Source organism: Kribbella antibiotica, from assembly GCF_004349055.1.
GTDB classification, from domain to species: Bacteria; Actinomycetota; Actinomycetes; order Propionibacteriales; family Kribbellaceae; genus Kribbella; species Kribbella antibiotica.
Genome location: NZ_SMKX01000007.1, coordinates 1 through 23,497, shown reverse-complemented (window position 1 = coordinate 23,497; position 23,497 = coordinate 1). Strand labels below are relative to the sequence as shown.

General features: G+C 67.9%; 20 protein-coding genes. 13 read left to right on the top strand and 7 right to left on the bottom strand.

Annotated features, from left to right (window positions below; genetic code table 11):
- The 5 genes from E1263_RS03905 to E1263_RS03885 are packed head-to-tail and all read left to right on the top strand — an operon-like array spanning position 1 to position 8,258.
- Positions 1 to 1,626 carry a TrbL/VirB6 family protein gene (locus tag E1263_RS03905; RefSeq protein WP_202868711.1) on the top strand — a complete coding sequence of 542 codons (1,626 nt, stop codon included), beginning with the start codon at positions 1 to 3 and terminating at the stop codon, positions 1,624 to 1,626.
- Complete coding sequence (locus tag E1263_RS03900; protein WP_202868710.1) at positions 1,613 to 3,121, top strand: SCO6880 family protein; 1,509 nt, start codon at positions 1,613 to 1,615, stop codon at positions 3,119 to 3,121. Before E1263_RS03905 ends, E1263_RS03900 begins: the two co-directional genes overlap by 14 nt.
- Complete coding sequence (locus E1263_RS03895; protein ID WP_132165424.1) at positions 3,118 to 6,045, top strand: LAGLIDADG family homing endonuclease; 2,928 nt, start codon at positions 3,118 to 3,120, stop codon at positions 6,043 to 6,045. Before E1263_RS03900 ends, E1263_RS03895 begins: the two co-directional genes overlap by 4 nt.
- Positions 6,038 to 7,894, top strand: coding sequence for a type IV secretory system conjugative DNA transfer family protein (locus E1263_RS03890; RefSeq protein ID WP_132165422.1), 1,857 nt, complete (start codon positions 6,038 to 6,040; stop codon positions 7,892 to 7,894). The genes E1263_RS03895 and E1263_RS03890 overlap by 8 nt, the downstream gene beginning before the upstream one ends.
- Positions 7,884 to 8,258 (top strand): DUF4913 domain-containing protein, encoded by a 375-nt coding sequence (locus E1263_RS03885; RefSeq protein WP_132165420.1) that lies wholly within the window; start codon positions 7,884 to 7,886, stop codon positions 8,256 to 8,258. The genes E1263_RS03890 and E1263_RS03885 overlap by 11 nt, the downstream gene beginning before the upstream one ends.
- On the opposite strand, the gene E1263_RS03880 is transcribed toward E1263_RS03885, so the two are convergent.
- On the bottom strand, positions 8,255 to 8,782 hold the full coding sequence (locus tag E1263_RS03880) for a hypothetical protein (protein WP_132165418.1): 528 nt from the start codon (positions 8,780 to 8,782) through the stop codon (positions 8,255 to 8,257). The two genes, E1263_RS03885 and E1263_RS03880, sit on opposite strands and share 4 nt — an antisense overlap.
- A 26-nt stretch (positions 8,783 to 8,808) precedes the next feature.
- Positions 8,809 to 10,131 (bottom strand): MATE family efflux transporter, encoded by a 1,323-nt coding sequence (locus tag E1263_RS03875; RefSeq protein ID WP_132165416.1) that lies wholly within the window; start codon positions 10,129 to 10,131, stop codon positions 8,809 to 8,811.
- Between the two features lie 360 nt (positions 10,132 to 10,491).
- On the opposite strand from E1263_RS03875, the gene E1263_RS03870 reads away from it, so the two are divergent.
- Genes E1263_RS03870 through E1263_RS03860 form a run of 3 tightly spaced genes read left to right on the top strand, consistent with a single transcriptional unit; the run spans position 10,492 to position 15,559 of the window.
- Positions 10,492 to 13,626 carry a replicative DNA helicase gene (locus tag E1263_RS03870; RefSeq protein ID WP_420323369.1) on the top strand — a complete coding sequence of 1,045 codons (3,135 nt, stop codon included), beginning with the start codon at positions 10,492 to 10,494 and terminating at the stop codon, positions 13,624 to 13,626.
- 44 nt (positions 13,627 to 13,670) lie between these two features.
- Complete coding sequence (locus E1263_RS03865; RefSeq protein WP_132165414.1) at positions 13,671 to 15,056, top strand: hypothetical protein; 1,386 nt, start codon at positions 13,671 to 13,673, stop codon at positions 15,054 to 15,056.
- A complete protein-coding gene (locus E1263_RS03860) occupies positions 15,053 to 15,559 on the top strand; it encodes a hypothetical protein (protein ID WP_132165412.1) in 507 nt (168 codons plus the stop codon). Before E1263_RS03865 ends, E1263_RS03860 begins: the two co-directional genes overlap by 4 nt.
- Here E1263_RS03860 and E1263_RS44005 read toward each other — a convergent pair.
- Positions 15,556 to 16,179 carry a MerR family transcriptional regulator gene (locus tag E1263_RS44005; RefSeq protein ID WP_132165410.1) on the bottom strand — a complete coding sequence of 208 codons (624 nt, stop codon included), beginning with the start codon at positions 16,177 to 16,179 and terminating at the stop codon, positions 15,556 to 15,558. The genes E1263_RS03860 and E1263_RS44005 overlap by 4 nt on opposite strands.
- 78 nt (positions 16,180 to 16,257) lie before the next feature.
- Between E1263_RS44005 and E1263_RS03850 the strand changes: the two genes are divergently transcribed.
- Both E1263_RS03850 and E1263_RS03845 read left to right on the top strand, forming a co-directional pair.
- The gene (locus E1263_RS03850) at positions 16,258 to 16,731 is read left to right on the top strand and encodes a DoxX family protein (RefSeq protein ID WP_132165408.1); all 474 of its coding nucleotides are present in this window, start codon (positions 16,258 to 16,260) and stop codon (positions 16,729 to 16,731) included.
- On the top strand, positions 16,728 to 17,129 hold the full coding sequence (locus E1263_RS03845; RefSeq protein ID WP_132165406.1) for a hypothetical protein: 402 nt from the start codon (positions 16,728 to 16,730) through the stop codon (positions 17,127 to 17,129). Before E1263_RS03850 ends, E1263_RS03845 begins: the two co-directional genes overlap by 4 nt.
- Here the strand turns inward: E1263_RS03845 and E1263_RS03840 are convergent.
- A complete protein-coding gene (locus E1263_RS03840) occupies positions 17,119 to 18,087 on the bottom strand; it encodes a helix-turn-helix transcriptional regulator (protein ID WP_132165404.1) in 969 nt (322 codons plus the stop codon). The genes E1263_RS03845 and E1263_RS03840 overlap by 11 nt on opposite strands.
- Before the next feature lie 42 nt (positions 18,088 to 18,129).
- Between E1263_RS03840 and E1263_RS03835 the strand changes: the two genes are divergently transcribed.
- On the top strand, positions 18,130 to 19,377 hold the full coding sequence (locus E1263_RS03835; protein ID WP_202868709.1) for an FAD-binding oxidoreductase: 1,248 nt from the start codon (positions 18,130 to 18,132) through the stop codon (positions 19,375 to 19,377).
- Here the strand turns inward: E1263_RS03835 and E1263_RS03830 are convergent.
- From E1263_RS03830 to E1263_RS03820, 3 genes are read right to left on the bottom strand one after another with little or no spacing between them, the layout of a single operon-like run.
- Positions 19,361 to 19,756 (bottom strand): RidA family protein, encoded by a 396-nt coding sequence (locus E1263_RS03830; protein WP_132165400.1) that lies wholly within the window; start codon positions 19,754 to 19,756, stop codon positions 19,361 to 19,363. The two genes, E1263_RS03835 and E1263_RS03830, sit on opposite strands and share 17 nt — an antisense overlap.
- A 33-nt stretch (positions 19,757 to 19,789) precedes the next feature.
- Entirely contained in the window at positions 19,790 to 20,209 is a 420-nt protein-coding gene (locus tag E1263_RS03825) for a protein-tyrosine phosphatase family protein (RefSeq protein ID WP_132165398.1), read from the bottom strand.
- Between the two features lie 35 nt (positions 20,210 to 20,244).
- On the bottom strand, positions 20,245 to 21,138 hold the full coding sequence (locus E1263_RS03820; protein WP_132165396.1) for a LysR family transcriptional regulator: 894 nt from the start codon (positions 21,136 to 21,138) through the stop codon (positions 20,245 to 20,247).
- An 81-nt stretch (positions 21,139 to 21,219) separates the two neighbouring features.
- On the opposite strand from E1263_RS03820, the gene E1263_RS03815 reads away from it, so the two are divergent.
- Together E1263_RS03815 and E1263_RS03810 are read left to right on the top strand one after the other, a co-directional pair.
- On the top strand, positions 21,220 to 22,440 hold the full coding sequence (locus tag E1263_RS03815) for an MFS transporter (protein ID WP_132165394.1): 1,221 nt from the start codon (positions 21,220 to 21,222) through the stop codon (positions 22,438 to 22,440).
- A gap of 10 nt (positions 22,441 to 22,450) precedes the next feature.
- Entirely contained in the window at positions 22,451 to 23,140 is a 690-nt protein-coding gene (locus tag E1263_RS03810; RefSeq protein WP_132165392.1) for a dienelactone hydrolase family protein, read from the top strand.
- Positions 23,141 to 23,497: the final 357 nt, after the last annotated feature.

Sequence of the window (23,497 nt, the reverse complement as noted above, 5' to 3'; positions counted from 1 at the left end):
GTGAACCGCCTCTACCTGATCCCGCTGTGTGGCAACTGGCTGGACTGTGTCTGGGCCAAGATCACCGAGTGGGTCGGCGACCAAGTGAAGTGGTTGATTGGCATGATCTTCCAGCCGATTCTCGATGCGATCTCCCAAGCCGTGACCGTGGTGATGGGCACCATCGCCACCTTCTGGGTCTACGTCCCGACCATCGCGGTCGGCTCCCCGACGATGGGCGACAACCCGGGGCAGCCCGCCTCCGGCACGGTCGCCTGGGTGTGGTCGCACACCCACTACATCGCCTTCTCCGTCGCGATCGTCGGCGTGCTGATCGCCGGGATCAAGATGGCCTACAGCCAGCGGGGCGAGTCGGCCCGCGACCTGCTCCGGTCGCTGATCACCCTGGGCGTCGCGTCGCTGCTCGTCGTCGGCGTGACGCAGGCCCTGATCGAGTTCGGTGACCAGTTCTCCCAGTGCATCGTCAACACCTCCTTGTTCGACGATCCGAAGCTCGGCTGGCAGTGCGAGCTCAGCGACCTCACGAAACCGAATGCCCCGAAACACACGACGTTCGGCGCCGCGATGACCACGATGCTGGCGGTCTCGTCGCGGGTCGGGCCGATGGGGATCGCGCTGCCGATCGCGATCGGGATCCTGGCGATCATCGCCGGGGTGATCCAGATCATCCTGATGGTGGTGCGCAGCGCGATGCTGATCCTGCTGGTCGGCATGCTGCCGATCGCGGCGGCGGCGACCAACACCGAGATGGGCCGGAACTGGTTCAAGAAGATCCTCGGCTGGATGTTCGCTTTCGTGCTCTACAAACCGGTGGCCGCGATCGTCTATGCGACCGCGATCAGGCTGACGTCCAACAACGGCGGCGGCCTGAACCTCACCTCCACCACGGCGGCGGGCAACTCGGTGATGAACATGGTCACCGGCCTGACCCTGCTGGTGCTTGCGCTGTTCGCACTTCCCGGTCTGATGCGGTTCATCGTTCCGATGGTCGCTGCGACCGCGGGACAGGCCGGCGCCGGCATGATCGCCGCCAAGCTGGTCGGTGCGGACAAGCTGGCCGGCAAGCTGCAGGACTCGCTCCAGGGCGAAGGCGGTAGCGGCAGCGAGGGTGGTGGCGGCGACGGCCCGACCGGCTCCAAGAACGTCGGGAAGGCCAAACAGCAGGCGCCGAGTACGGGTGGTCCGAAGGGAGCTCCCACAGGGGGCGCTACGCCACCCCCTGCAACGGCCGGCGCCAGTGGCGGTGCTGCGGGCGGTGCTGCGGGCGGTGGAGCAGCGGCCGGTGGAGCAGCGGCCGGTGGCGGCGCGGCAGCCGGTGGTGCGGCGGCCGCAGCAGGCCCAGCGGCCGCTGTGGCGGCGCCGATCGCGATCGTTGCGGCCGGTGTCAAGGCGACCAAGCAGGCCGGCGAGATGGCCGCGCAAGAGACGCTCGGCGACGATGCCCCGCAGGGCTCCGGTGGCGGCGGCGGGAGCGAAGGCAGCAGCGGCGGTGGTGGTGGTGGCGGTGGTGGACCGTCCGGCAGTGGCGGCTCACAGCGGGATGTGAACCGGGAACGGCAGCGGGAGCAGCGCCAGCCCCGCGACGACCACAGACGAGATTCGGACGGACCACGTGGCAGCAGCTGACAACGTACGAAGCGTTCCGCGCACCTACGGCAACTGGCGGCAGCCCGCCTCGGCGGGTATCGCCGGCCTGGGAACGCTGGGCACCGGCATCATGATGGGTGGCCTGCTGGCCACGATCTTCTCGATGATGGCGGGCGGAATCCTCGGTGCCTTCATCTGTCTGCTGGTCGTCGGCGTGATGCTGCTGCTGCTGATGACAAAGGACAAACACAACCTGTCCGCCCTGCAACGGCTCTCGACCCGTATTGGATGGCAACGAGCAAAGATGGCGAAGCACAACATCTACCGTTCCGGTCCGCTCGGCCGCACCGCCTGGGGCAAGTTCCAGATCCCTGGCCTGGCCGCCGCCTCGCAGCTGAGCGAGTACAAGGACTCGTACGGCCGGCCGTTCGCGCTGCTGTTCTACCCGAGCACGCGGCACTTCACCGTCGTGATCAACGCCGAGCCGGACGGCGCGTCGCTGGTCGACGACGACCAGATCGACAACTGGGTCGCGCACTGGGGCCAGTGGCTCGCCTCGCTCGGCCACGAGCCGGGCATCGTCGCCGCCTCGGTGACGGTGGAGAGTGCACCGGACACCGGCATCCGGCTGCGGCGCGAGGTCAACCACAACATCCAGCCCGGTTCCCCGGCGATCGCTCAGGCGATGCTCGCCGAGGTCGTGCAGAGCTACCCCGAGGGTTCGGCGCTCGTGTCGGCCCGGGTCGCGCTGACCTTCAAGGGCACCGACCGCAACGGCAAGCGGCGCAAGGAAGAGGACATGGGCCGGGAGCTCGCGTCCCGGCTTCCCGCGCTCACCCAGAGCTTGAACGCGACTGGCGCCGGAGCGGCTCGCCCGGTCACTGCGCAGGAGCTATGCGAGACGATCCGGATCGCCTATGACCCGGCGTCCGCCGTACTGATTGATGAGGCTCGGAGCCAGGGCATGGCGCCCGAGCTGCAGTGGACCGATGTCGGTCCGGCTGGTGCACAGGCGTTCTGGGACAAGTACCGGCACGACTCCGCCTGGTCGGTGACCTGGCAGATGACGCAGGCTCCGCGCGGCGAGGTGTTCTCGTCCGTGCTGTCGCAGTTGGTCGGTCCGCACAACGACATCGACCGCAAGCGCGTCACTCTGCTCTACCGGCCGCTCGACGCGGCCACCGCGGCCCGCATGGTCGAGGCCGACAAGCGCAACGCATCCTTCCGCGCGACGACCACCGCCCGGCCCTCGGCGCGCACGATGGCCGAGGCCCGCGCTGCTGACCGCACCGCGCAGGAAGAGGCGCGCGGGGCCGGTCTGGTGAACTTCGGCATGATCGTCACCGGAACAGTGATGACGGCCGAGCAGATCCCGGACATGATCGCCGCCATCGACAACCTGGGCGCGACAGCTCGGGTGCTGCTGCGACCGGCGTACGGATCGCAGGACTCGTCGTTCGTGGCCGGGCTGCCGCTCGGCGTCGTACTGCAGAGCCACCTGTCCGTTCCGGCCGGTCTGCGGGAGTCGCTGTGAGCAAGCCGAAGCCGGAGAAGGCCGTCGACCCGACCCGGCGCGGCAAGCGGCCGATGCCGCGTGGCTGGCCGGGGATGGGCGGCGGGTACTCGACCTACCTCCAGGCTCCGCAGGAGTGGCGCGGTACGACGGTCCAGGTCTGCGGGATGTGGCCGTTCTCGGCCGGCACCGGCAGCCCGATGGTCGGCGTACCGATCGGCCGCAACATCCTCTCCGGCGCAACCATGTGCTGCGACCCGATCAGCTGGTTCATGCGCGCCAAACTGATCTCGAACCCATCGATGTTCGTCCTCGGTAAACCCGGTCTGGGTAAGGCGCTCGACGTCGACACCCAGATCCCGACGCCGGACGGATTGCGACGCATGGCTGACTTGCAGCCGGGCGATTTCGTCTTCGGTGCGGACGGCCTGCCGACGGCGGTCGTTGCGGTGTCCGAGGTGATGAACGAGCGCGACTGCTGGGAGCTCACTTTCTCCAGCGGTGAGACCATCGTCGCCGACGCCGAGCACCTGTGGGTGACGGAGACAGCTGAAGATCGTCGGCGAAGCTGGGTGGAGCACAACGTGCCGCGCAAGCGGCTTCCGGTCGGTACGGACGCCGAACTCACGGCTGTTGGTGCCGCCCGGACGAGTCTTGGCGCCGAGCCGGTTACGGTCCGGGATCTGACCCGTGCCCTCGGCTGGAACGGCACCACCCGTGAAAGCTCGGTCTACCGCTGGGCGAGCACCGTGGAACCGGTTCGCAGCAAGGGCAGCCGACGCTGGTACGACCCATCCACCTTGGTCGGTGCGGTGGACGAGGCGCTGCGCCGGACGAAGAATGATCAGCGTGACCGGACGCCGCAGAAGGAGGCCGTCACGACGGCCCAGATCGCAGCAACCCTGGTCGCGGGCGGCAAGGCCAATCACGCTGTCCGGGTGATGGAAGGTCTTGTCCTGCGCGAAGCCGGTCTGCCTCTGGATCCGTACGTGCTGGGCGCCTGGCTGGGTGATGGGCACAGTGCGGCGCCGCGACTGACCTCGATCGACCAGGGCATCGTCGATCGGATTCGGGCCGCAGGAATTGAATGCGAGCAGACCGGGCCGATGCTCTACCGGCTGACGATTCCCGGGACCTACCGGCAGAAGGGAATCGGCCTCACGCAGGTCCTGAGTGAGCTTGGCGTTCTGAATGCCAAGCACATTCCAACGACCTATCTGCGTGGATCGGACCGACAGCGGCGCGACCTGCTCGCCGGTCTGCTCGACACCGACGGCACGGTCTCACCGGCGGGTGGCCAGGTCCAGTACACCGCGACCAACCGGCGGTTGGCTGACGACGTACTGGAACTCGTCGCGAGCCTTGGCTATCGCCCGACCCTTCGTGAGGGACGGGCGACAGTGAACGGCAAGGACTGCGGTCCGAAGTGGACGATCGGATTCACCACCACCGACGAGGTGTTCGGACTGCGTCGAAAGCACGAGACGCACGCAGAGAGGACGGTCGGCAACCCGGCCCGGACCTCACATCGGTACGTCGTGTCGGCGCGCAGAGTCACGTCCAGGCCGGTCCGGTGCATCCAGGTGGCGAACTCCGATGGCCTCTACCTGGCTGGTCGCACCTTCATCACCACGCACAACTCAACGATCACCCGGCGGATGGCGCTCGGCCTCGCCGGGTACGGCGTTCAGCCGTTGGTGCTCGGCGATCTGAAGCCCGACTACAAGGACCTGATCGAGTCGCTGGGCGGGCAGGTCATTCAGCTCGGCCGCGGACGCGGGCATCTGAACATCCTGGACCCGGGGGAGTCGCGGGAGGCCGCGCTGCGGCTGACCGGCAAGGCTCGCGAGGCGATCCAGGCCGACGCGCACGGCCGCCGGCAGACGATGGTTTCGGCGCTGATCTCGATCATGCGCTCGGCCCCGCCGACCGACCGCGAAGAGACGATCATCGACGAGGCCCTCAAGGTCCTCGACGAACGCCACACCGGTACGCCGGTCCTGCGCGATCTGCTCAAGGTTGTCCAGGACGCGCCGGACCGGGTGCGGAACGTGGCTCTGGACCGCGGCAGCCTCGACCGGTACCGGCAGATCACCGAAGGTCTCGAGGCCTCGCTGATCGGTCTGGTCGGCGGTGGCCGGCTCGGCGAGATCTTCTCCGAGCAGACCGACAACCCGATGAAGATGGACCGTCCGGTCGTCTTCGACGTGTCCAACATCGACGACTCCGAGACGAACCTGCAAGCCGCCGTACTGCTGGCTTGCTGGTCGTACGGCTTCGGTGCGGTCGCGGTCGCACAGGCGCTGGCCGATGCCGGGCTCGAGCCGCGGCGGCACTACTTCGTCATCCTCGACGAGCTGTGGCGGGTGCTGCGTGCCGGGCGTGGTCTGGTCGACCGCGTCGACGCACTGACCCGCCTGAACCGGCAGCGTGGTGTCGGGATGGCGATGATCTCGCACACCATGTCCGACCTGCTCGCGCTCGAGCACCCCGAGGACCGGATGAAGGCCAAGGGTTTCGTCGAGCGGTCCGGCATGGTCGTCCTCGGCGGTCTGCCGCGGGCCGAGATGGAGAACCTGACCGAGGTCGTGCCGATGTCGCAGGAAGAGCAGAACATGCTCATCGGCTGGCAGGACCCGCCCGCCTGGGACCCGGCCACCGGTGAAGAAGCGGCGCCCCCAGGTCGCGGAAACTTCCTGATCAAGGTCGGTGGCCGCCCGGGTATCCCGGTGCACGTCGGCCTCACCTCGGTGGAGCGCGAGATCAACGACACGAACAAGCTGTGGAAGACCGGCGCCGACGGACGGCCGTTGAAGGTCGAGGTCGCCGAGGACGGGACGGAGGAGGTCGTCGAGGAGTACAGCTTCGACGACCCCGCGATGCTGCCGCCGCCCGACCCGACCACCCGGGTCGTCGCGCGGCCGGAGGTGACGAACAATGGCTGACGGCAAACGCACGACCGGACCGGGCGGCCTGTCCGTCGAGACGGTCCTGATCTTCATCGGCTGCGGCGTGCTCGTGGTCGCCGCCGGCACGATCTGGGGTGCCCTGAAGGCAACGGCCTCGATCGACGGCACCCGCGCCGTACCGGCGAACCCGTTCAGCGCGCTGTCGCAGTTGATCCAGGGCCGGTTGCGCTGGTCCGGCGCAGCGACCGGCGTACTGATCCTTGAGCTCGTGCTGCTGGGCCTGCTCGTCGGCCTGGGGTGGTACCTGCTCCGCCGCCGGAAGGCGTCGGGCGGTCGGGTGGACCGGCAGGCGTTCCTGATGTCGAAGCGGTCGGAGATCTTCAAGCTGACCCGCGAAGGCGCGCAGGGCATCGCGAACCGGCTCGGCGCCGGACATGCCGGTCCGGGCATCCTGATCGGCCGGACCGTCCGGGACAACCTGGAGGTCTTCGGGTCCTGGGAAGACATGCACATCGACATCTGGGGCCCGCGGACCGGTAAGACGACGTCCCGCGCCGTACCGGCGATTCTGGATGCTCCTGGCTCCGTGGTCGCCACCTCCAACAAGCGCGACATCGTGGACGCCACCCGCGGCCCGCGGCTCGACAAGGGCCCGGTCTGGGTGTTCGACCCGCAAGAGGTCTGTGAGGAGCCGCCGAACTGGTGGTGGAACCCGCTGTCCTACATCACCGACGAGACCAAGGCACGGGAGCTGGCGGAGCACTTCGTCGCCTCACAGCGTCAGGTCGGTGCACAGACCGATGCGTTCTTCGACTCGGCCGGTACGGACCTGCTGGCTGGGCTGTTGCTCGCCGCGGCGGTTGCCAAGCGTCCGATCACGCAGGTGTACACGTGGCTCGCGGACCAGCGCAACGACGAGCCAGAACGCATCCTGCGGAACACTCCGGGCCTGCAGCTCTCCGCCGACGCACTGTCCGGTGTCATCAACGCACCTGACAAGCAGCGCGCCGGTGTGTACGGCACGGCGCAGCAGAGCGCCCAGTTCCTGGTGAACCGCAAGGTGACCCGCTGGGTCATCCCGCAGGGCCCTAACGACACGCGTCCGCAGTTCAACCCGCACGAGTTCGTCCGCAAGGGCGGCACGCTCTACAGCCTCTCCAAGGAAGGCGCCGGTACGGCGGGTCCGCTGGTCACCGCGTTGACCGTCGCCGTCGTGGAGGCGGCCGAGGAGTACGCCAAGGGCTGCCCGATGGGCCGGATGCCGAACCCACTGGTCGGCGTGCTGGACGAGGCGGCGAACGTGTGCCGCTGGAAGAACCTCCCCGACCTCTACAGCCACTTCGGCTCCCGCGGCATCGTCCTGATGACGATCCTGCAGTCCTGGGCGCAGGGCCAGGAGTGCTGGGGCGAGCACGGCATGGAGAAGCTCTGGTCTGCCGCCAACATCCGCGTGTACGGCGGTGGCGCGTCCGACGCGAACTTCCTGGAGCGGCTGAGCAAGCTGATCGGCGACTACGACATCGTCTCCAGCTCGGTCTCGTACAACGAGGGCAAGCGAGGGACCAGCCGGCAGACGCAGCGGCAGAACATCCTCGAGATCTCCGACCTGGCAGCGATGCCGCCCGGCCGGGCGGTGGTGTTCCCGTCCGGCATCCCGGCCACCATGGTGAAGACGGTGCCGTGGTTCACGCGCGCGGACGCCGGAGCGGTCAAGGCGTCGCTGGCGAAGTACGACCCGGGCGCGACAGCGCCGCAGTTGTCGCAGGGTGGGCCTGGAGCTGGAGCGAACCCCTGGGTGACTGGTGGGCAGCAGGGCGGTCCGCCGCCGATGCCGACCGGCGTACCGGTGTGGGAGCAGACTGAGGAGCAGCGTCGTGGATGGTGAGCAGGAACTCTTCTACCCGCACGTCGCGGCGTTCGTCGAGGACCGGTTGATCTACCTGTACTCACGCCGGATCGGGCAGCAGTACGTGTGGTGCCCCGAGTGGTTCCGGCACGCCGAAGCCCTGAGCCGGCTGGACTCGATCTGGCGCGCCTGGGAGCACCTGCGACTGGACCCCGCGACCGGGATGTCGGTCTGGTGGCGTGACCACGCGGACCCGCACATGATGACGCTGCTCGACCCCGACGGCCCGTTTGCGGCCTGCCGGGGTTCGCACACCGACTACCCGGTCCCGCCGCTCCCAGTGGAAGAGCCGCCGGCTGGCCTGTTCTTCGACCAGCGCCAGCCGCCCGTGCGGGGCATCTAGAGGTCTAGATCCAAGCCCGTGTTCTTCTCGCGCTTCTTGGCCTTGCGCGGCTGGACGAACTTGCGGGCCTCAGGAGGTTGAGCGGGGCGCCGGGCGGCATCGCTGGCCGGCGCCTGATCACGGCTCGCGTCGGCATACCGGTCCGCGACACGATCGTCGTACGACGCCGCGCGGTCCTCGCGGTCGCCGGCGCGCTGGTAGCGGCGACCGGCGGCAGCAGTGGCGTCCGCACCGGGCTCGTCCGGGCGGGCTGCCGACTCGTCGAGCAGATGGTTGCCGTGGGCATGGTCGCTGCGGGCCTGGCGCCGTTCGCCGTCGGCCAGCTCGCGGTGCCGCGCGCCAGCGGCCTCGTTGGCCTCAGCGAGCCGGATGGCCTCAGCGGTCTCCGCGGTGGCATCGAGTGTCTCGCGGCGGTTGCGGATCTCCTCGAGCTCGCGCTCTTCGCCCGCGGCCCGCTCAAGCTCTTCCTCGTTGAGTTCAGCGGCTTCGCGGTCCTCGACCAGTTCGTCATCCTTGTCGGCCATGGCCCCACGATGCCGTATTTCCAGGGTCAGCGGGTAGCCCCGGTGACCAACCACGCGTCCCGGCGCTCGCGGGTGACCAAGGTGATGAGCCGGAGCAGCATGAACCCGTTGAACGCCCACCAGAGAGCCACCACGCTCCCGTCGAACCACAGCACGCTCAAAGCCAGCGGTACGTAGAGAACCAGCGCTATGACGCCTGCGATTGCCAGATAGCGACCGTCACCGGCACCGATCAGCACGCCGTCCAGGACGAAGACCACGCCGTTCAGGGGCTGCCAGATGGCCGCGACGACGATGATGGCGGAGAGCGTGTGGCGCACCTCCGGGTCCGTGGTGAACCAGGGCACGTAGACCGAGTGCAGGCCCCAGAGCATGAGTCCGCAGACCACTCCGGACCACAGACCCCACCACATCATCCGCCTGGTGATGGAGCGCGTACTCGCGACGTCGCCTGCGCCCAGTGCGCGGCCGGTGAGGGCCTGGGCGGCGATGGCGATGGCGTCCAGGGCCAGCGTCAGGAAGTTCCACAGCGTGAACGCGACCTGGTGGGCGGCGAGAGACGTCGTACCGAGTCCGGTGACGACGTAGGTGAGCAGGAGGATCGCCGCACGCAATGTCAGCGTCCGGACGACCAGTGGCAGGCCCATCTGGGCGGAGGCGAGGATGCCGGGCAGATCGGGCTTGAGCTTCGCACCGTCACGGCGAGCGCCTCTGACCACCACGACGACCAGCGCGACACCGGCTCCGGTCTGGGCGATCACGGTACCGAGGGCGGAGCCTGCGATGCCTAGATTCAGGCCATAGACCAGCAGCAGGTTCAGAACGATGTTGGCCAGGTTTGCCGAGATGGCGACGACCATCGGGGTCTTGGTGTCCTGCAGGCCGCGCAGCACGCCGGTGGCCGCGAGCAGGAGCACCATGGACGGGATGCCGATGTAGGAGATGCGCAGATACGTCAGTGCGTGCTCAGCGACATCGGGGGACGGGTTGAAGACGCCGATGGCTTGGGGAGCGAACACCACTCCGGCCACTGCCAGTACGACGCCCAGCAGCAGTGCCAGCCAGAGTCCGTCGATGCCCTGCGCCAGCGCACCGCGGTGATCGCCCGCGCCGATCCGACGGGCGACGGCCGAGGTGGTTCCGTAGGCCAAGAAGATGCAGAGGCCGACCAGCGTCTGCAGAACCGTCCCTGCGATCCCCAGGGCGGCCAGCTGGGGCGTGCCGAGGTGCCCGACGATGGCGGAGTCCGCGAGCAGCATCAGCGGCTCTGAAACCAGGGCCACGAAGGCGGGAACGGCCAGCCGCAGGATCTCCCGATCCTGGTTGCCGACCCAGCGGTTACGACTCACTGGAGGCAGGTTACCCACGGCTGTGGGCAGGCCTGTGAACAAGCTGGCCGACTTTTTTCTCTCCACAGTTGTGCATGGACGAAACCGCAGGTCAGAGGCCTGTGGAGAAATCTTGCCCACAGATATCCACAGGGTTGTTCCCAGCCTGTGCACAGGCGTTGGCGGGTTTTCCCACAGCTCTTCCACATCCCCTGTGGACGGCTGGCTACCACCTGGGGACAAGACCGGCGTACGGTCGCGTGCCTGGGTGTCCAGGCGGGCGGCAGAAAATTGTCAGTCCATGCGGCTACGGTTCGATCAGGTGTTCGAGCCCCGGTCGTCGGTGGTTCGGGGGCAGCGGCGAACGATGGAGGTCGGACAGTGAGCGTGGCGGAGTTCCGCGGTGGTCAGGACGGCGGCCGCGAAGAGCGCAACCCCGAGATGGGGTTCGATCGCACGCCGCCGCAGGATCTGCCCGCAGAGCAGTGTGTGCTCGGCGCGATGATGCTGTCCAAGGACGCGATCGCCGACGTGATCGAGACCCTGCGCGGGACGGACTTCTACCGCCCGGCGCACGAGTCCGTCTTCGACGCGATCACCGATCTGTATGCCCGCGGTGAGCCGGCCGACGCGATCACCGTCGCCGCCGAGCTGAGCAAGCGCGGCGACATGGCCCGGATCGGTGGCGCGCCGTATGTGCACACCCTGGTCGCCTCGGTGCCGCTCGCCGCGAACGCGGGCTACTACGCGCACATCGTCCGCGAGAAGGCGATCCTGCGGCGGCTGGTCGAGGCCGGCACCAAGATCGTCCAGCTCGGATATGCGGGGGAGGGCGAGGTCGACGACGTCGTCGACGAGGCGCAGGCCGAGATCTACCAGGTCACCGAGAAGCGCACCACCGAGGACTACGCGCCGCTGAAGGACATCATGGAGGGCGCCCTCGACGAGATCGAGGCGATCGACTCCCGTGGTGACTCGATGGTCGGCGTACCGACCGGCTTCACCGACCTCGACGAGCTGACCAACGGCCTGCACCCCGGCCAGATGATCATCGTCGCCGCCCGTCCCGCCATGGGTAAGGCGCTCGCGCTCGACACCCCGCTGCCGACGCCCACCGGCTGGACCACGATGGCCGAGGTCGCCGTCGGCGACCAGCTCCTCGACGCCGAAGGCCTGCCGACCACCGTCGTCGCGGCCACCGAGGTCATGGTCGACCGCCCGTGCTACCGGCTCTCGTTCTCCGACGGCAGCGCCATCGTCGCCGACGCCGAGCACCAGTGGCTCGTCGAGGACGGCCGCTACCCGATCATCTGCACGACCGCCGACCTGTTCACAGCCATGAAGGCAAGCCCCGGCCTCACCCCGCCGATCCCGGGCTCAGCCCCCCGTCAGGTCACCGGCCACGGCTTCCCGGCCGCGCTCTCCGACGAGACCGACCGCCGGATCGAGTGGATCGACGAGGTCGCGAGCGTCCCCGTTCGCTGTGTCGAGGTCGACAACGCCGCCCATCTCTACCTGGCCGGCAAGACCATGATCCCGACCCACAACTCCACCCTCGGCCTGGACTTCGCCCGCTCCGCCTCGATCAAGCACGGCCTCGCCTCCTGCGTCTTCTCCCTGGAGATGAGCCGCAACGAGATCACCATGCGGCTGCTGTCGGCCGAAGCCAAGGTCCCCCTGCACCACATGCGCAACGGCAAGATGACCGACGAGGACTGGGCCCGCCTCGCCCGCAAGATGGGCGAAGTCTCCGAAGCCCCCCTCTTCATCGACGACTCGCCCAACCTCACCATGATGGAGATCCGCGCCAAGGCCCGCCGCCTCAAACAGCGCCACGATCTCCGCCTCATCATCATCGACTACCTCCAGCTGATGACGTCGGGCAAGAAGGTCGAGTCCCGCCAGCTCGAAGTCTCCGAGTTCTCCCGCTCCATCAAGCTCCTCGCCAAAGAACTGGAACTCCCCGTCGTGGCGATCTGTCAGCTCAACCGTGGCTCCGAACAACGCGCCGACAAACGCCCCATGTCCTCGGACCTTCGTGAATCGGGATGTCTGACCGCGGACACGCGGCTGATGCGGGCCGACACCGGTGCGGAGATCTCGCTGGGTGAGCTGCTGGCCACGGACGCTCGCGACATCCCGGTCTGGTCGCTCGACGACCGGCTGAAGCTGGTGCCGCGCACGCTGACCCACGCCTTCCCCAGCGGGGTGAAGGAAGTATTCCGGCTGAAGTTGGCCTCCGGTCGCGAGATCAAGGCAACGGCAAACCACCCCTTCCTCACGTACGACGGTTGGAAGCCGCTCGGTGAGTTGGCCCCGGGCGCCCGGTTGGGCTCGCTGCGCCACGTCCCGCCGCCGCTCGAGGTCACCCCGTGGGACGAGGACGAGCTCACGCTGCTCGCCCACCTGACCGGTGACGGTTCGTTCGTCAAGCGGCAGCCGATTCGCTACGCGAGCATCGACGAGGCGAACCTGACCGCAGTCGGTGAGGCGGCCAACCGCCGGTTCGGCATCACGCCGATCCGCGACGAGTACGCCGCTGCCCGCGTCACCACGCTCCGCCTCCCAGCGCCGTACCGGCTGGCCCGCGGCAAGCGGAACCCGATCGCCGCCTGGCTCGACGGTCTGGGCTTGTTCGGCCTGCGCAGCCACGAGAAGTTCGTCCCCGACGGCGTCTTCGGTCTGCCAAAGGAGCAGGTGGCGCACTTCATCCGCCACATCTGGGCCACCGATGGCTCCGTCCGCTGGGACGCGAAGGTCGGCCAGGCTCGCATCTACTACGCCAGCACCAGCCGCCGCCTGGTCGACGACCTCGCTCGGCTGCTGCTCCGCCACAACATCTTTACCCGCATCAAGGTCGCTAAGAAGGCGGGTTATCGCGACGGCTACCACCTGCATATCTATGGCGCGGCCAACCAGCTTCGCTTCTGTGACGAGATCGGTGTCCACGGACTGCGCGGCTTGAAGGTGCTCGAAGTCGCCACGGCGCTGCGTGATGTGAAGGGCAACACCAACCTCGACACGGTGCCGAAGGAAGTCTGGTCGCAGGTGCGTCAAGTCCTCGCCGACCGCCAGGTCACCCACCGCGAGTTCGCCGCAGCCATGGGCACTCAGTTCTCCGGCTCCACCCTGTGGAAGCACGCCCCCAGCCGCCAGCGCCTCGCCAAGGTCGCCGACGTCCTGGACTCCGCCGACCTTGAGGTCCTCGCCACCAACGACATCTTCTGGGACGCCATCACCTCGGTCGAAAGCCTCGGTGAGCAGGAGGTGTACGACGCCACCGTCCTCGGCACCCACAACTTCGTTGCCGAAGGCATCGCTACACATAATTCCCTGGAACAGGACGCTGACATGGTGATCCTGTTGCACCGTGAGGACGCGTACGAGCGGGAGTCGACGCGACCGGGCGAGGCGGACTTCATCGTGGCCAAGCACCGTAACGGCCCGACCGCCGACATCACGGTGGCGTTCCAGGGTCACTACTCGCGGTTCGTCGACATGGCGCACGACAGCTAAAGGCTTCGCGTCGGCGGTGTGCGGTCGGCGATCATCGAGGGGTGATGACGCCGACTGAAGTGGATGCTGCCCTCGAGGGGCTTCGGGCAGCCTGCCTCGGCGCTGACGATGAGGCGCGTGCCAAGGGGCTTGTCTGGCTGGCTCAGCTTTCGCCGGTGGAAGTGCTGTTGCTCAGCGAGCGTGGGCGCCGGATGTATTGGTGGTGGTATTCGGAGGCCTGGGGAGGGACGCCGTTCTGGAGTGATGCTCTGGGGCGCGGTGACCTGCTGACCGAGTGTGTGGCGTCGCTCCATGCGAACGGCTATGTGCGTGAGCATGCGGTGCGGTTGCTGGCGGATCGCGAGGGTGGGGTAGGCGCGCGTTGTTTGGCCTTGCGGGCTGTGGATCACGTGTCGCAGGTGCGAGAGCCTGCGCTGAAGGCCTTGGTCGAGCGCCCGGATGTGGTGGCGCTGGGCGTGCTCCTTCGGCTGCGAAATCGCTTCCATGGGCCGGCTGCGCTGACGTCGTACGGCGAGCGTTTCGAGGCGCGGGAGCTGTTGGCATCGCCCGACCTCGTGGTGCGACGGTTTGCGTACGACGGAGTGCTGGCGGAGATGGCCTCCGGCGAGATCGGGGAACAGCTTGAGGTCGAGACGGATCAGTGGTCTCGGCGGCGGTTGGTCGAGCGTTGGATGGCCGTCGACCCCGTGGTCGCGAAGGAACGCCTGCTGGGATCCCGGTACGTCGAGGGTCGACTGATGGTGTTGTACGACGGCTCTGACGAGCTGTTCGAGCGCGATGAGCTCGAGGAGCGGATGCTCGACCGGTCAAGCAGAGTCCGCGCGGCCGCGTGCTGGCGATATCGGCGCGCCGGCCACGAGCCCGCGCCGTACTATCGCGCCGCCTGGGAAGAGGACGGCGCCGCGGAAGCTCTCGCCGGACTGCACGAGACCGGTCAACGCTTCGGCGCGGCCGAAGCTCAAGAAGCCTTGGCGAGCAGCGATTCGCGCCTACGATTGGCGGCCTTGCAGATGTGGCCGCCGGAGCGGCCGTCCAAGCAACTCCTGCTCACCCTGCTCGCTGATCCGAGTGGCGCGGTCGTCAGGTACGCCGCTCGTCTGCTGGCCACCACTCCCGGCATCCGGTACGACGACGTCTCGGCGGCCGCCGCTTCCGAGCACGCCAATCAGAGGCGGGCCGCCTGGCGGCTGCGGCGTGAGCTGGGTGGATGGAATCGGGTGCGGGCCGACCTCGAGGTCAGGCAGGATGCCGACGAGGAGCTGATGAACGCGGGCAGGCAGGACCTGCACAGCTGGCTCATGCACCACGCAGCCACGACGTACCAGCCTCTCGGTACCGCCGACCGCGAAGCCATCCGAGCGCACCTTGACCGGGCCGACCTGCCCCGAGACGTCGAGGACCGGCTCAGGTTTCTTACGGGGACCCGATGAGGGTCGTTGTGCAGTGGGTCCGGACCACGTGGACCAAGAGGTCGCGCGGTGCGCCGGGCGCGAGTCGACGGAATGCGGTGCCGGTGGGGTTTCGGCTGCCTGAGGATGAGCCGCCGTTCGTGCATGGAGTGGTGATGCAGGAGCAGGACGACTTCAAGGTGTGGGAGGGGACTCAGAGCGGTCTGCCTGGTGAGGTCACGGTGACTCGCGGTCGGGAACGGCTCGAGAGCGGCGTCGAGGTCAGGCCGATCGACGGGCTGGTTCGGGTGCAGTTAACAGTGACGCCGTACGGGATGCCGTTGCGGCCGAACCGGGCACGGGCGGTGAGTTTGGCGCCGGATGAGTGGGTCAGGTGGCAGATCAATTACCGGTACCCGAGTCATTGGGGTGAGGAGTGGGTCTACCGGCTGGACACGCTCAATCTCTTCCACGGAACACCTGAGCGGGATGCGTTTCTCGGTGAGCCGACGTACCAGGTGAAAGAGCTGGAGCGACTGCTCTAGCGCCAGAGGTTGGCGGAGGTGGACTCTTGGGCTAGTAGGCGCATCGAGGTGATAAGGGTTTCGCCGAGGATGGTGCCGATGACTACGGACTCGGCCAGTTGGTCGCGGGTGGGGGCTGCGACGGCTTCGACCTCTAGCTGGGTGAAGCGTTCGACGGCTTCGGCGTAGGCGTCGAGGAAGGCCACCAGGTTGTCCTGGCCCAGGGTGCGGAGGGCAGCGACCGTTTCGATCAGGGTGGCGAGGGCGGGGGCTTCGGGTTCGACGGTCCAGCCGCGGCGGGTGAGGAGGGCGTCGACCTCGACGGCCGCGGCGGCTCGGGCCTCGGGGGAGGCCGTGGGTTTGCGAGCCGGGGTGAGGGCTCGGTGGGCGCGGCCGATCTGGTCGTGCAGGGGGATGTCGTCGGCGTCGAGTGACTCGACGATCTCCTTGACCTGGGCGACGGGCACCTGGGCGAGGTCGACGAGGGCGCGGATCAGGCGCAGCCGGCGGATATGAACTTCGCCGTACGACGCCTGGTTCGGGCTGGTGAGTTCACCGGGCGCGAGCAGGCCTTCGCGGAGGTAGTACTTGATCGTCGGGACCGGGATACCGGTCGCCTTACTGAGTTCACCGATCCGCATCGCTTGCCTTTCGTCGCCGTACGACGGATAGTATCAGTATCCATAAACGGATACCGCTACTATCCATAAGGGGAATCGATGATCGTCCTCGTACTGCTGCTGGCCACAGCCGGCGTCCGGGGTCTGGGGGCGCTAGGCGTACGCCGCTTCGCCGACTGGCGCACGGCCGCCGCCCACGGGATGGCCGTGATGCTGCTGTTCACCGCGAGCGCGCACTTCGTCCCGGCCACCGTGACCGTCATGCCCACCCACGACGACCTGGTCGCGATGGTGCCGCCGTTCGTCCCGTACGCCGACGGTGTCGTCTACCTGACCGGTGTCCTGGAGTTGATGGGAGCGGCCGGCCTTGTCCTGACCGCGACCCGTCGCGCGGCCGCAGCCGGGCTGGCGCTGCTCTTCGTTTCGTTGCTCCCGGCAAACATCTACGCAGCCATCGCGGATGTCAGCACGGCGAGCCCGCTCTGGCAGCGAATCCCCGAGCAGCTGCTCTACATTGCCGCCGCCCTCTACGTCGCCGGCCGGATCGAAACCAAGAAAGAGGTGCACGTATGACCGACGCATCACGGATCCTCGCCGGCGTCATCCTGCTGACGATCGTGACGATCCAGTTCGGCGGCTACTTCATGACCAAGATCGTTCGCGGCCAGGTCCCGATGACCGACTTCCAGAAGTCGTTCGCCCGGGCCGGCCATGCGCACGCCGGCGTCCTGGTGATCCTCGGCCTGGTTGGACTCCTGTACGTCGACCAGACCAGCCTGACCGGCGTACCGCTCTGGATTGCACGGCTAGCGATCCCGCTCGCGGCGATTCTGATGTCCGGCGGCTTCTTCGCCTCGTCCGCGGGCAAGGGCCGAACCTCTCCTAACAAATTCCTCTGGCTGCTCTGGCTCGGCGCCGTGGTCCTAGCGGGAGGCGTGCTGACGCTGGGGATCGGCCTCATCACGGCCTGAACGACTGCAGCCGCTCACCAACGGAGGCGATCATGGCTCGAGTCTCCGGCGACGCTTCGTCGACCGTGAAGTCGGCGCCCAGGGCAACTATCCCGGCGACGAGCTGCAGCAGCAAGGACGGCGTCTCGGCAGAGAATTCGGCGACACACGACGTCGGCCCGGCCGGTGCGATCCGGCCCGGGACGAACCCGTAGAAATGGGCCGCCACCTCGTCGGCCGGCAACTGCACGGTCAGCTGGACGCTGTGCCGGTACGACGCCTGGGCAAACGACTCGACCAGGTAGGACGCCGCGTCGTCGGCTGGAAGCGGACGCGGAGCGAACCGATGCAGCACCGGACTGACCGCGCTGATCCGGTCGACCCGGAAGAACCGCCAGTCGTCCCGGGTCGGATCGAAGGCCAGCAGGTACCAGTGCCACGCGACAGTCAGCAACTGATGTGGCTCCACCCGACGCCGAGTAGACACATCCTGCCGGCTCACGTACTCGAAGCCGACGACCTCATGGTTCCGGGAGCAGCGCGCCAACGTCGCCAGCACGTCTGGATCGACCTGCGGAACACCAAGGCGCGGGATCGCCTCCGCTGACGCCATTGCCGCGAGCTGCGGTCGCAGCCGTGCTGGCAGGACCTGCGTGAGCTTGGCCAGCGCACTCATCGAGCTGGCCGCGATCCCGCTCACCCCGCCGCTCCCCGCGCTCACCAGGCCGAGCGCGACGGCGATCGCCTCGTCGTCGTCCAGTAGGAGCGGCGGCAGCTGGGACCCCGGTCCGAGGCGGTAGCCGCCCGCCGTACCGGTGGTGCCGGTGATCGGATAGTCGAGGGCGCGCAGCCGGTCGATGTCGCGGCGTACCGTCCGCTCGGTGACGCCGAGGTGCTCGGCCAGCTCGCGGCCGGACCACTCGCGGCGGCTCTGCAGCAGTGAAAGCAGCCGGAGCATCCGGCCTGGCATCTCGCTCATTAAGGACAGCCTATGTCCGCAAGGGCCGTTAGCGTCAGATCCATGATGTTGACGAACGAAGCCAAGGGGTACGACGACGCCCGCCTCGGTTACCAGCGGCTGGATCCACACCGGCCCGAGGTGATCTTCGAGGTGACGAGCGCGGCCGAGATCGAGGAGGCGGTTCGGTATGCCGTCGACCACGACCACCGCATCGCCGTCCAAGGAAGCGGCCACGGGCTGACGCAAGGGATCGAGAAGGGCGTGCTGATCGCGACCCGCCGGTTCAACGGCGTCCGGGTCGATGCGGCCGCGAAGACTGCTTGGGTGGAAGCCGGGGCGACCTGGCAAGACGTGATGATCGCGACCGCGCCGTACGGGCTGGCTCCGTTGTCCGGCAGCTCGCCGGGCGTCGGCGCGGTCGCCTACACGCTCGGCGGCGGGATGGGGCTGATGGCGCGCAAGTTCGGGTACGCCGCCGACCACGTGCACCGGATCGACGTCGTGACCGCGGATGGCGTCAGCCGCAAGGCCGAGGCGGATCCGGATCTGTTCTGGGCGCTCCGCGGTGGCGGCGGCAACTTCGGCGTGGTCACCGGGATGGAGATCGCACTCTTCGACGTCCCGACCCTGTACGGCGGCAGTCTGTACTTCGATCTTGCCCAGCACCCGACCGCCGTCGAGGCCTGGCGGGACTGGACGCAATCGGTCCCGGACGAGGTGACGTCGGGGGTCACGATGATCCCGTTCCCGGACATCCCGCAGGTCCCGGAGCCGTTGCGCGGCAAGTACATCGCGCAGATCCAGGTCGCGGTCCTCGCCGGCCCCGAACTGATCGAACCGCTGCGGCGGATCGGGCAACCGGTCCTCGACACCGTCGGCGACCTGCCCTACGTGGAGTCCGGCAAGATCTTCGCCGAACCCGACAACCCGGACAGCTACCGCTCCCACAACGCGCTGCTCAGCGACCTCGACCCGCAGGCGCTGCGCAGCCTCCCGAAGTCAGCGATCGTCGCGATCCGGCATCTCGGCGGCGCCCTCGCCTGCGAGGTCGACAACGCCGTCGGTCACCGCGACGCGTCGTACTCGCTGATTGTGCTGGCGCCCGGCCGCAAGGACGTCGACCGGCGCGTCTTCGAACCGTGGCAGGCGTCGACCGTCGGCCGGTTCCTCAACTTCAGCTACGAGAACCTGACGGCCGCCGAGATCGCCGAGGCTTACGACGACTTCCCGCGGCTGCTAGCCCTCCGCAACCGGTACGACGCCAACCGCAGGCTGGCGCCGAACCACGAAATCACAGCGCTGCAGTGACGTCGATCTCGACGAGCTGACCGGGGAATCCGAGCTGGGCAACGCCGAGCAGGGTGCTGGCCGAGGTGAAGGCGGGAGCGAGCGCAGAGTCATTCAGTTGCGTCCACACCGCCGCCAACTCTGAGCGGTCTGTGCTCTTCACATAGATAACAGTCCGTACGACGTCATCCGGCCGAGCGCCGGCCGCGGACAGAGCGGCCAGGATGTTGTCGATCACCTGCGTGGTCTGGCCAGACAAGGAATCGGAGGCGAGGTCGCCGGAAGGGTCAAGCGGGCATTGACCTGCAAGGTAGATGAGAGTGTCGGCCTGAACCGTGGTCACGTGGTGGTAGCCGGGCGTCGGATGCAGTCCAGAAGGGTTGCTGCGCGAGATCGTCACAGCACCGAGCCAACGGGACCGCGGTTGCTTACGTCAACTGAATTGCCGCACATAGCGCTTCTGCCAGAACGTCTCCACCGCATGCGAGCTGTAGTGGCGGCGCACATAAGCCACCGCGTCCGCGGCCGGCGCACCATCCAGTACGGCGAGGCAGGCGAGCGCCGTACCGGTTCTTCCGCGCCCGCCTGCGCATGCGAACTCGACGCGTTCCGATCCCGAACGCTCCAACGCGTCCAGGAACACCGACCGCGCCTCCGAGCGAGAGGACGGCAAGCGGAAGTCCGGCCAGCGCAACCACCGCGATTCCCATTCCACCGCAGGCGGCTCAGACCCGAGCAGATAAACGCCGTACGCCGGAAATGGCGCCGCCGTCGGGCCGTTGCGCAGACCGCGTCCGCGCACGAGCCGTCCCGACGGCAGTTCAAGCACTCCAGGTGCACCCTTAGGCCACATCCACCAAGCCTAGGGCGTCTCCCCGGTCAAGCAGGTCAGAAGTAGCCCGGCCGGACTGCATCGGCGAACAGTTCCTGCAGCGCAACCACGGCCCGGCTCGGCGTCCGGCCGGCGATCGTTGCCACCGACAACGTCCACGCCAGCGCCGGCCTCGCCAGCGGCAGGTGCACCACCCCGGCAACCGACGGCGAAATATCCGGTACGACGGCGATCCCGAGCCCCGCGCGGACGTATTCCGGCACCTCGCTCAGGTCGGGCACCTCGACCTGCACCTGCCGCGGAATCCCGGCCCGCTCGAACGCCTGATCCACCATCCGCCGGTTGCCGAACCCGCGCAGCATGTCGACGAACCGCTCCCCGGCCAAATCCTCCAACGCAACCGATGCCGCTCCGGCCAGCCGATGCGAAGGCGGAACCAGTACGGCGAACGGCACCGCAGCCAGCTCGCGGACATCCAGCCCACTCAGCTCCGACGGCGGTAGGCCGAGCAACGCGACATCGAGCCGCCCATGCCGTACGTCGTCCGCCAGCCCACTAGACCCAGTCGGCGACGTCGTCACCTGTACGTCGACCAGCGGATACTTGAGGTGGAAAGCTCCCAGCAGCTCAGCGAGGTCAACCAGCCCGAGCCGGGTCATCGTGCCGATCCGCAGGTTCCCGCGCAGCCCGGTCGACGCCTCCTCGACCACCGCGCGAGCCCGGTCAAGAGCCTCCAGCGCAGCCTTCGCCTCCGGCAGGAGCGCGGCGCCCGCGGTCGACAGCGTCACCCGTCGGGTCGACCGGTCGAACAGCGTGACCCGAAGGTCGGTCTCCAGGGCGCGGATCGCGGCCGACACCGTCGACTGCACGGTGAAGAGTCGCTGCGCCGCCCGGGTAAAGCTCAGCTCTTCCGCGACCGCGACGAAGTATTCGAGCTGCCGACTGTCCATCCAGCAATTATCGCCAGGAGTGATAAGACAGTGCAAGAACTTTCGTTGGACTCGATAGATCAACGGGCGCATGCTGTTGATATGTCCACAACGCTGACGCCGTCCCGCCTGGCCGACTCCCGGGTGCGCTTCGCTCATCAACCCGGGTTCTGGGTGATCGCGACCGCCTTCCTGATCACGATGGCCTTCTCCACGGTCCCGACCCCGCTCTACGCCCTCTACCAGCGGCGCGACGGATTCCCGACGTACCTGATCACGATCATCTTCGCGGCCTACGCGGTCGGCGTGATGGTCAGCCTGTACCTGGCCGGCCACGTCAGCGACTGGCTCGGTCGCCGCCGGGTCGCCCTCCTCGCCGTACTGGCCGAGGCCGTTGCCGCAGCGATCTTCCTGATCTGGCCGGACGTGCCCGGGCTACTGCTCGCGCGCTTCATCTCCGGTGTCGGCGTCGGCGTGCTGACCGCGACCGCCACCGCGCACCTCTCCGAACTGCGCAAGATCGCGCGGCCGGAAGAAGATCCGAGCCGGTCGGCGCTGATCTCCAGCATGGTCAACCTCGGTGGTCTGGCGTTCGGCCCGCTCGTCGGCGGCATCCTGGCCCAGTACGTCGCCTCTCCGCTCGAGCGCCCGTACGAGATCTTCCTGGTTCTGCTCCTGCTGAGCGCAGTCGGAATCGCGCTGGTTCCCGAGACTGTCGAGCGGCTGGAAGAGCGTCCGGCGTACCGGCCGCAGCGCGTCGCTTTACCGGCTGCCGCGAAGCCGCTGTTCTTCGCCAGCGCGATCGGCGCCTTCGCGGCGTTCTCGATCTTCGGACTGTTCACCTCGCTCGCGCCGACGTTCCTGGCAGGCGTGCTGCACCAGCCGTCGCGGATCCTGGCCGGCGTGGTCACCTTCGCGGTCTTCATCGCCGGAGCTGCCAGCCAGGTGATCTTCGTCAAGATGGAACGCCGCAACCAGCTCCGCCTCGGCCTGGCCTTCATGTCGGTCGGCCTGGTCGGCATCGCGATCGGCGGCCTGATCCCGAGCCTCGCGCTCTTCGTCATCGGCGGCGTGATCGCCGGAGCCGGCGTCGGCCTGGTCTTCCGCGGCGCGGTCGCGACGGCCGCCTCACTCGCCGACGCAGGCTCGCGCGGTGAAGTCCTCGCCGCACTCTTCCTGATCGCGTACGCCGGTCTGGCGCTACCCGTCCTCGCGATCGGCCTCGGGATTGCGCTCCTCCCGGCAGCCACGGCCCTGCTGATCTTCTCGGTCCTGATCCTCATCCTGGTCAACGCAGCTGTCCCGCGGATGATCAAACACTAAGCTCCGCTACATGGGTGTGACTGTGAAAGTTGGGGACCAGGACGCATATCTGGCGCGCGTCGGCCGGGCAGGGATGTTGCTGCTGCCGATGATCACCGGCATCGGCGAGCAGATCCGCGAGTGGGCGGACGAGCTCGCCGCCGCCGGGATCACTGCGTTGGTCTGGGATCCGTTCAAGGGCCGGAGCACGGATAACTCGACGCGGGAGGAGCTGTCCGAGCTGCTACTCCAGAAGGACGACGACGAGGCACTCGCTGAGCAGCAAGCCCTGCTGGACTACCTCGTCGACGACCTCGGCTGCAGCAAGGTGGGCGTGATGGGCTGGTGCCTCGGCGGACGGTTCGCGCTTCTGCTCGGCGCGCGTGACCAGCGCCTGGCCAACGTGGTCGCCTTCCACCCAACGAGCCCGTCGGAGCTGCACCCGCAGCACACCCACGACACCATCGCCGATGCGGTGAGCATCACCGCGCCAGTGCTGGTCAGCTACCCGAGCGCGGACACACTCGTGCCGAACGCCGACTTCGAGGCCCTGCAGACCGCCCTCCAGTCCCGCTCCGCCGGAGCCACCTTCACCCAGTACTTCCCCGGCGCAGCCCACGGCTTCACCGACAAGTCCCGCCACGGCGACGAGGTCAACGCCACCGCGTACAAACTCGCCTGGCCGCAGGCGCTCGCATTCATCAAGGCGACCACTACCTGAGACCGCGGGGGCCGGATCGCGGGATTGGTCGCTTTGTGGATCCTGGTGGGCGGCTGGTGGCCTTGGCGGTCCACAAAGGCGGGGGTTTGCGCGGGGTTCGGCCGCCTGACGGCGGCCACTGAGCCTTCGGGTGGGCCGATCCGGTGGCTGAGCTGGATGGCGAGGCCGCGACCGCGGTGAACGTTGCTTGAGGTGACGTTCTGTGGTTGCTCTAGTGGTGCGGTCGCGTGGAAAGTGGCGGTTGCTTGAGGCTGGGGAGCATAACTAGCCGATTTTGGGGTGTGATGTGAAGGGACATGTCGGACAGTGTCGGAGGGGACATGTCGGACAGTGCGTGTGTTAGGTCGAGGGTAGGGG

Bases quoted from the DNA above. Each gene is read 5' to 3' on its own strand.
- E1263_RS03890 (WP_132165422.1), top strand. From the start codon at position 6,038: ATGGCTGACGGCAAACGCACGACCGGACCGGGCGGCCTGTCCGTCGAG.
- E1263_RS03880 (WP_132165418.1), bottom strand. From the start codon at position 8,782: ATGGCCGACAAGGATGACGAACTGGTCGAGGACCGCGAAGCCGCTGAA.
- E1263_RS03865 (WP_132165414.1), top strand. From the start codon at position 13,671: ATGACGCCGACTGAAGTGGATGCTGCCCTCGAGGGGCTTCGGGCAGCC.
- E1263_RS03860 (WP_132165412.1), top strand. From the start codon at position 15,053: ATGAGGGTCGTTGTGCAGTGGGTCCGGACCACGTGGACCAAGAGGTCG.
- E1263_RS44005 (WP_132165410.1), bottom strand. From the start codon at position 16,179: ATGCGGATCGGTGAACTCAGTAAGGCGACCGGTATCCCGGTCCCGACG.
- E1263_RS03850 (WP_132165408.1), top strand. From the start codon at position 16,258: ATGATCGTCCTCGTACTGCTGCTGGCCACAGCCGGCGTCCGGGGTCTG.
- E1263_RS03845 (WP_132165406.1), top strand. From the start codon at position 16,728: ATGACCGACGCATCACGGATCCTCGCCGGCGTCATCCTGCTGACGATC.
- E1263_RS03840 (WP_132165404.1), bottom strand. From the start codon at position 18,087: ATGAGCGAGATGCCAGGCCGGATGCTCCGGCTGCTTTCACTGCTGCAG.
- E1263_RS03835 (WP_202868709.1), top strand. From the start codon at position 18,130: ATGATGTTGACGAACGAAGCCAAGGGGTACGACGACGCCCGCCTCGGT.
- E1263_RS03825 (WP_132165398.1), bottom strand. From the start codon at position 20,209: ATGTGGCCTAAGGGTGCACCTGGAGTGCTTGAACTGCCGTCGGGACGG.
- E1263_RS03820 (WP_132165396.1), bottom strand. From the start codon at position 21,138: ATGGACAGTCGGCAGCTCGAATACTTCGTCGCGGTCGCGGAAGAGCTG.
- E1263_RS03815 (WP_132165394.1), top strand. From the start codon at position 21,220: ATGTCCACAACGCTGACGCCGTCCCGCCTGGCCGACTCCCGGGTGCGC.
- E1263_RS03810 (WP_132165392.1), top strand. From the start codon at position 22,451: ATGGGTGTGACTGTGAAAGTTGGGGACCAGGACGCATATCTGGCGCGC.